We start from the raw sequence: 6663 nt of genomic DNA on the forward strand, positions 1-6663 counted from the left end.
CTCACGCGTCACTCCCCGTACTCGTCGAACGGACGGAACTCCTCCTCGTCCCACCACGGGTAGATGCCGGGCATGTCGGAGCTCACCCTCCCGGGGAAGTCCGGTGCGCGCTTGGCGAGGAAGGACTCGATGCCCTCGGCCGGGTCCGGTCCGCCTCCGATCTGACTCATGATCCGCGAATCCAGCCGGTGCGCCGTCATGGGATGCGGCTCACCGAGCATGCGCCACATCATCTGGCGGGCCAGCGCGACCGAGACCGGCGCGGTGTTCTCCGCGATCTCGCGCGCGATCCCCCGAGCGGCTTCCAGCAGGTCGTCCGGCTCGTGCAGCGACAGCACGAGACCGGCCGCGTGCGCCTCCTCCGCGCCGAACAGCCGCCCGGTGGCGACCCAATCCATCGCACGCTGCATTCCCACCGCCCTCGGCAGGAACCAGCTCGACGCCGATTCGGGGACGATCCCGCGACGGGCGAAGACGAAACCGAACCGTGCCGTGGTCGAGGCGAGGCGGATGTCCATCGGCAGGGTCATGCTCGCACCGACCCCGACCGCGGGGCCGTTGATCGCCGCGATCACCGGTTTGGTGCAGGCGTACAGGCGCAGGGCGACCCGGCCCCCGATGTCCCGGTGGGCGGGACCCGCCTTCCGATGGTCGAAGGAGCCTCCTCCGCCGCTGACATCGGCGCCCGCGCAGAAGCCTCGTCCCGCGCCGGTGACGATGACGGCGCGCACCTCGTCCTCCCGATCGGCCATGTCGAGCACCGAGAGGAGGTCGGCCATCATCTGTGGTGTGAAGGCGTTCAGCCTGTCAGGGCGATGGAGCGTGATCGTCAGGACACGATCGGTCGATTCCGTCAGCAGCGTCTCGTACTCTCGCTCCGGCAGCGCTGGCACGCCCACTCTCCCTCGTCTCGGATACGACCTGCTTCGCAATTAGTTATACTATTCAACTGTAATGCTCGGCAGGGGGCAACCGGCACGGAGATCGATGCGGCCTCTGCCGGTGCCCGTTCACGGCGTTCCGCCGGACGGCACTCGTGAAGCGTCCGGGGCCGGCACCGTCCAGGTCGAGTTCAGCGGAGCCACGATCCCGGACGGCACTCCGGCGTCGCGCCACCGGCCGGCCGTGTCCGGGCGCGCCGGAATGACCGGCGTGTCCCCCTGCGCGCCATCACCGCTTCACCAACCTCGGGAACTTCGCCGCGCTCCGCACGGTCGACATCAGTTCCTCTTCGGTGCGCAGTTCCAGGTGCGCCTCGACACCCGTTCGTTCGGCGATCCCCTCCCGCAGGCGCTCTGTGAGGCCGCCGATGTCCCCGGTGACGGACGGGTCGTAGCCCACCCGAACGTGCAGCCGATCGACCTCACGCGAGGCCCGGACGATCTGGAACACGCCGGCCACCGTTTCCGGCTCGGCCTCCACGGCCTGCCACACGTCGCGCAGGGTCACGAGCCGTCCTCGGACCAGGGTCTCTTCGCCCCGCCGGCCCGCCACCCACATACGCCCGTGCGTGCGCCCGCACGAGCAGGCGTCCCGAGTCAGACGCACCAGGTCCTCGCTGCGGTACCGGATGAGCGGCGCGGCCGGGTTGTCCAGGTCGGTGGCGACCAGTTCGCCCATCGCCAGGTCCTCCACCGGCTCGGAGGTCGACGGGTCCAGGCACTCCGCGTAGACCATGTCCTCCCACAGGTGGAAGCCGTCGTGCTCACGGCATTCCCACGCGGTTCCGGTGTCGGCGGCGCTCGTGAACTCGTAGAGTTCGATGCCCCACTCGTCCTGGATCTTCTGTCGCATCCGCGGGCTGATCGGCTGCCCCGCGCACCCGGCCGCCTTGAGGCACGAGAAGATCTCCTTCAGGTCGTACTCGTTCCCCAGGTGCTCCAGCTCGACCAGTTGGGGGTACATGATCTGCATGTACGCCGGCCGGTAACGCCGGACGATCTCCAGGACCTCGCGCATGCGCCCGAACCACATGTCGGCGGAGATCACCACCGCCCCGAGGGCGTGGTAGCCGTAGTCCATGAGGTTCCGGAACGTGCCCGAAGGGCTCAGTACCCGGTCCCCCGGCCGGAGTCCGAGTTCCCACAGGTCGCGCAGGTGACCGCTGATCAGGGGCGGCGCCCCATCCCAGATCTCCGCGAAGAACTCGGGATCACCGGTCGTCCCGGAGCTGGACGTGATCGAGTTCAGCTCCGAGGCGGCCACGCACAGCCGGCCCCCGAAGGCGTCCCCGGTACGCGCCCGGTGCTCGCGCACCATGTCCTTACTGAAGGAAGGGATGCGTTCTTGGAAGCCTTCCAGGGACTTGACGTCCCGTGGGTGCACGCCATGGGAGTCCCATAGCTCGCGGTAGAACGACGAGTTCTCGTAGGCGACGGGCAACAACTCCAGGATTCGTCGCTCCTGCACCTCCCGGAGCGCGTGCCGAGGCATCGTCTCCACCTCACGCTCGAGATATCTGTCATCTGGCATGTGCCCTCCTCGTTCTGGCCCTGGACGAGCTGGCTCAGATCGGCCATGACCGGAACGCGGCTCCGGTCATGGCCGGTGGGAGCATCGCGCGGCACGAACGTGTCGCGGATGTGACCTGAGGCACATGCATCTTCACCTCTACGCGAAAATGAGGCAACTGATTCAGCTGAATTATTTTCGTTACATGCACCGATCCTCACGCCACGAGCACTGCCGCCGGCAAGGCTCGGCACACCCCCGGGTCGTCGACATCGACTACCGGACGCCAGGCATCCGGACCGGACCTAACGCTGACGACAGGGAACGAACTGGCGGGAACGATGACACGCCCGACACCGGCCCAGGCCGCGCGGACATGCGGGCCCATCACTGCCCGCCTCTCTGGACTTAAATGATTTAACCTATTATTCTGTATCGATGACCGCATCGCCCGACGGCAGGGTTTCCGCACCCGTCGCCGACGAACTTCTCGTCGCGGATCACGGTCCGGTCCGCGTCCTCACGCTCAACCGGCCCCGGTCCTTGAACGCGATAACGACGGCCCTGGCACGCCGTATCAAGCGGGCCCTCGCGGACGCGGACGCCGACCCGTCGATCCGGGCGATCGTGATCACCGGATCCGGCGACCGCGCCTTCTGCGCGGGCGGCGATCTCAACGAGTCGGCGGGCCGGGCGAGCCCGTCCGTGCCCGGTCCACGCGTCATATCGGAACTCGTCCGCGCCCGGACGGCGACGCCGCTGATCGCCGCGGTCAACGGCCTGGCCTTCGGCGGCGGGCTCGAGCTGATGCTCGGGTGCGATCTCGTGGTGAGCGCTGATCACGCGCGATTCGCTCTGCCCGAGGTCAAGCGGGGCGTTCTGGCCAGCGGCGGCGGTCTGGTGAGGCTTCCGGGCATCGTCGGCTCCCGGCGCGCCCTTCACCTCCTGCTGACGGGAGATCCGATCGACGCGGCGACCGCACTCCAATGGGGCCTGGTCAACCAGGTCGTCCGCTCCTCGGAAACGCTCGCGGCCGCCATCGAACTCGCCTCGCGCGTTGCCGCCAACGCCCCCCTCGCGGTGCGCGCGAGCAAGGCCCTGGTGCACGTTTCCGCAGGGCTCGCCGAGCGGGAGGCGTGGGCGCTGAACGACGCCTCCCACGAGGAGGTCACGAAGAGCGACGACGCGCTCGAGGGCCCACGTGCGTTCATCGAGAAACGATCTCCGCGGTGGACGGGCCGGTGACGAACCCGGGCGCGGCGAGCCGCCCGGCGTGCGGAACTCGAATTCCATCAGCCAACGGATCCGGACGGTGCGAGGAGATGACCATGGACCGGGTGCTCTGCAGAGTCGAGGGAGGCGTCGCGGACGTGCGTCTCAATCGTCCGGACAAGCTCAACGCGCTCGACGACGCGATGTTCGCCGAACTCATCGAGGTCGGCGAACGGCTCCGCCATGAACCCGGGCTGCGTGCCATCGTGCTGTCGGGCGAGGGCCGCGCCTTCTGTGCCGGGCTGGACTTCTCCGCCTTCCAAGCCCAGGCGGACGCCCGGCCCTGGCGTCCGTCAGCGGTGGCGGACGCCGAGACCGAAGGTCCACCCGCCTCCGAGTCCGGCGAGTTCGGCGTCCCCGGCCTGGTGCTCGGGCGCGGCCAGAAAGCGGTCTGGATCTGGCAGCTGCTCGACGTACCCGTCATCGCCGCCGTCCAGGGCTTCGCGCTCGGCGGCGGGCTGCAGCTGGCCCTCGGCGCCGACATCCGCTTGGTGACGCCGGACGCGCGGTTGGGCGTCCTGGAGATGGACTGGGGGCTGACGCCCGACATGTGCGGCACGCAGATCCTGCCGCGGCTGGTCGGGGTGGACATCGCCAAGGAACTCACGTTCACGGCCAGGAAAGTCGATGGGGAGGAAGCCGTCCGCATCGGGCTGGCGACGCGCGTTTGCTCCGATCCGCGGGAGGAGGCTCTGTCGATGGCGGCGCAGATCGCCGATCGCAATCCCGATGCGGTGCGTGCCGCCAAGAGAATGCTGAACCTGGCTTGGGACGACGAGAGCATGCGGGCGGGATTCCGCACCGAGCGCGCCTTCATGGAACGGAACGTGGGCAGCACGCTCCAGCGCGAGGCCGTCCGCGCCAAGCTGGAGAGGACGGCACGCCGGTGACCGTCTCGCCCGGCCGCTCGGACGACGTGAGACCTGAGCAGAACCGCGTGGCCGTCGTGACCGGCGGTACCCGAGGGCTCGGTGCCGCGATCACACGCGTCTTGGTCGCCGAAGGCGCGCATGTGGCCGCGGTCTACGCCCGGGACGACCGGGCGGCGCAGCGGCTCGCCGAGGAGGTGACGTCGGACGGCGGTTCCCTGTCACTGCACAGGGGCGATGTGGGTGACCGCGCCTTCTGCCGAGAACTGGTGGCGGAAGTGCTGGCGTCGCACGGCCGGGTCGACCAGCTCGTGAACAACGCCGGACTCTTGATCGAGAACAAGGTCCGCGAGATGACCGAGCGGGAATGGGACGACGCCCTCCGCGCCAATCTGTCCGGCCCGTTCCACCTCGCACAGGCGGTCCTGGAACCCATGACCGTGCGGCGTTTCGGCCGCATCGTGAACATCGGCAGCGTGACGGCCGCGATGGGCAATCCCGTCGAGGCCGGCTACGCCGCCGCCAAGGCGGGGCTCCTGGGACTGACCCGGTCCCTGGCGAGATCGGTCGCCCGCAAGGGCGTGACGGTGAACCTGGTGGTGCCCGGCGTCTTCGAGACGGACATGACCAATGCAATGGACGCGTCGGCTCAGGAGGCGATCCGGGCGATGATCCCGCTGGGACGGCGCGGCGAGCCCGACGAACTCGCGCACGCGGTGAAGTTCCTGCTGGACGAGCGCGCCGGGTACATCACGGGATCGATGATCATCGTGGACGGCGGTCTCAGCATGGGCGCCTAGCCGGACGGGCACGGGCCGTCGGGCGAGCTCGGCCGTCCTGCCCTGCTCGCCGACCTGCCCTGCTCGCCGGCCGGCTCGCCCCTCAACGGACGGAGGAAGCATGAACGATGAGATCACCGTCGGGGTGCGGGTACCCCACGAGCTCTTTCACGATGCGGCGGGACTGCGCGAGTTCGTGGCGGACGCGGAGACCGCCGGGATGGACCGGCTCTTCGTCGGCGATCACGTGACCTTCAAGGGGGGCCAGGGATTCGACGGTCTCCTGCAGGCCACCGCTCTGGCGGCGCTGTCCACTCGCGTCACCGTCCAAACGGCGGTCTACCTGCTGCCGCTGCGTCATCCCGTCCCCGTGGCGCGGCAGGTCGTCTCCCTCGCGGGGCTGGCTCCCGGACGGGTGGCCTTCGGTGTCGGGGTGGGCGGCGAGGACCCCGCCGAGTTCAGGGCGTGCGGCGTCGACCCGGCGACACGAGGACGCCGGATGGACGAGGCGATGGCGCTGCTCCGGAGGTTGCTCCGCGGCGAGGAGGTGTCCGCATCGGGCGAGTTCTTCACGGTCGACGACGTGAGCATCCGGCCCGAGCCGGAGACGGCGGTGCCCATCGTGGTCGGCGGACGGTCCGACGCCGCCCTCCGCCGTACGGCCGAGCACGGGGACGGATGGCTCGGGTTGTGGGTCACTCCCGAAAGGTACGCGGCCTCGTGCGCGCGCATCACCGAGCACGCCTCGGCCCGCGGTCGGCGGATGGATCGCCGGCTGCACGGCATGCACGTCTGGTGCGGCTTCGGCGACTCCCCGGCGGACGCCCGCCCACGGCTCGCCGACATGATGGAGCAGCTCTACCGGACTCCCTTCGAGAAGTTCGAGCGCTACAGCCCGTACGGCACTCCGGAGGACGTGGCGGCGGCGTTGCGGCCGTACGTGCACGCCGGATGCCGGTCCTTCAACCTGATCGCGGGCGACGCGAGCCCCCGGGCGACCATCGAAGGGGCTCTGGCCGTGCGCGCGCTTCTGCGAGGAACCGTCGGCTCCCGACCTCGGTAATCGTCACACACCTGATCGGAGCCCCTGAGGCGGCCACACGTTCTTGCGAGGCTCACCAGGGGCTCCGATCGGATTGTCAGGGGCGTTACTCGACTTATTCGGCGGCGACGGGCTCCTTCTCAGGGGCGCTGCCTTCGCCCTTGATGGAGCGGATCAGGAGCTGGGAGACGTCCACGACTTCCAGGGACTCCTTGGCCGCGCCCTCGTTCTTCTTCTCGTTGATCGCGTC

Annotated in this window: 6 protein-coding genes; 4 read left to right on the forward strand and 2 right to left on the reverse strand. The window is 69.2% G+C overall.

The features are described 5' to 3' along the window. Positions 1 to 8 precede the first annotated feature (8 nt). Both AB0L25_RS39375 and AB0L25_RS39380 read right to left on the reverse strand, forming a co-directional pair. Complete coding sequence (locus AB0L25_RS39375) at positions 9 to 893, reverse strand: crotonase/enoyl-CoA hydratase family protein (protein WP_500178559.1); 885 nt, start codon at positions 891 to 893, stop codon at positions 9 to 11. A 277-nt stretch (positions 894 to 1170) separates the two neighbouring features. Further along, positions 1171 to 2472 (reverse strand): phenylacetate--CoA ligase family protein, encoded by a 1302-nt coding sequence (locus AB0L25_RS39380; protein WP_500178561.1) that lies wholly within the window; start codon positions 2470 to 2472, stop codon positions 1171 to 1173. A 417-nt stretch (positions 2473 to 2889) separates the two neighbouring features. On the opposite strand from AB0L25_RS39380, the gene AB0L25_RS39385 reads away from it, so the two are divergent. From AB0L25_RS39385 to AB0L25_RS39400, 4 genes are all read left to right on the forward strand, one after another. Then, positions 2890 to 3696 carry an enoyl-CoA hydratase-related protein gene (locus tag AB0L25_RS39385; protein ID WP_500178563.1) on the forward strand — a complete coding sequence of 269 codons (807 nt, stop codon included), beginning with the start codon at positions 2890 to 2892 and terminating at the stop codon, positions 3694 to 3696. 83 nt (positions 3697 to 3779) lie between these two features. Beyond that, complete coding sequence (locus AB0L25_RS39390) at positions 3780 to 4613, forward strand: crotonase/enoyl-CoA hydratase family protein (RefSeq protein ID WP_500178565.1); 834 nt, start codon at positions 3780 to 3782, stop codon at positions 4611 to 4613. Then, entirely contained in the window at positions 4610 to 5392 is a 783-nt protein-coding gene (locus tag AB0L25_RS39395; RefSeq protein ID WP_500178567.1) for a 3-oxoacyl-ACP reductase family protein, read from the forward strand. The genes AB0L25_RS39390 and AB0L25_RS39395 overlap by 4 nt, the downstream gene beginning before the upstream one ends. 100 nt (positions 5393 to 5492) lie before the next feature. Next, a complete protein-coding gene (locus AB0L25_RS39400) occupies positions 5493 to 6434 on the forward strand; it encodes an LLM class flavin-dependent oxidoreductase (protein WP_500178569.1) in 942 nt (313 codons plus the stop codon). Positions 6435 to 6663: the final 229 nt, after the last annotated feature.

The organism is Spirillospora sp. NPDC052242 (assembly GCF_040679555.1).
Taxonomy (GTDB): domain Bacteria; phylum Actinomycetota; class Actinomycetes; order Streptosporangiales; family Streptosporangiaceae; genus Spirillospora.

Coding starts and splice junctions, on each gene's coding strand:
- AB0L25_RS39390 (WP_500178565.1), top strand. CDS start 3,780: ATGGACCGGGTGCTCTGCAGAGTCGAGGGAGGCGTCGCGGACGTGCGT.
- AB0L25_RS39380 (WP_500178561.1), bottom strand. CDS start 2,472: ATGCCAGATGACAGATATCTCGAGCGTGAGGTGGAGACGATGCCTCGG.
- AB0L25_RS39400 (WP_500178569.1), top strand. CDS start 5,493: ATGAACGATGAGATCACCGTCGGGGTGCGGGTACCCCACGAGCTCTTT.
- AB0L25_RS39385 (WP_500178563.1), top strand. CDS start 2,890: ATGACCGCATCGCCCGACGGCAGGGTTTCCGCACCCGTCGCCGACGAA.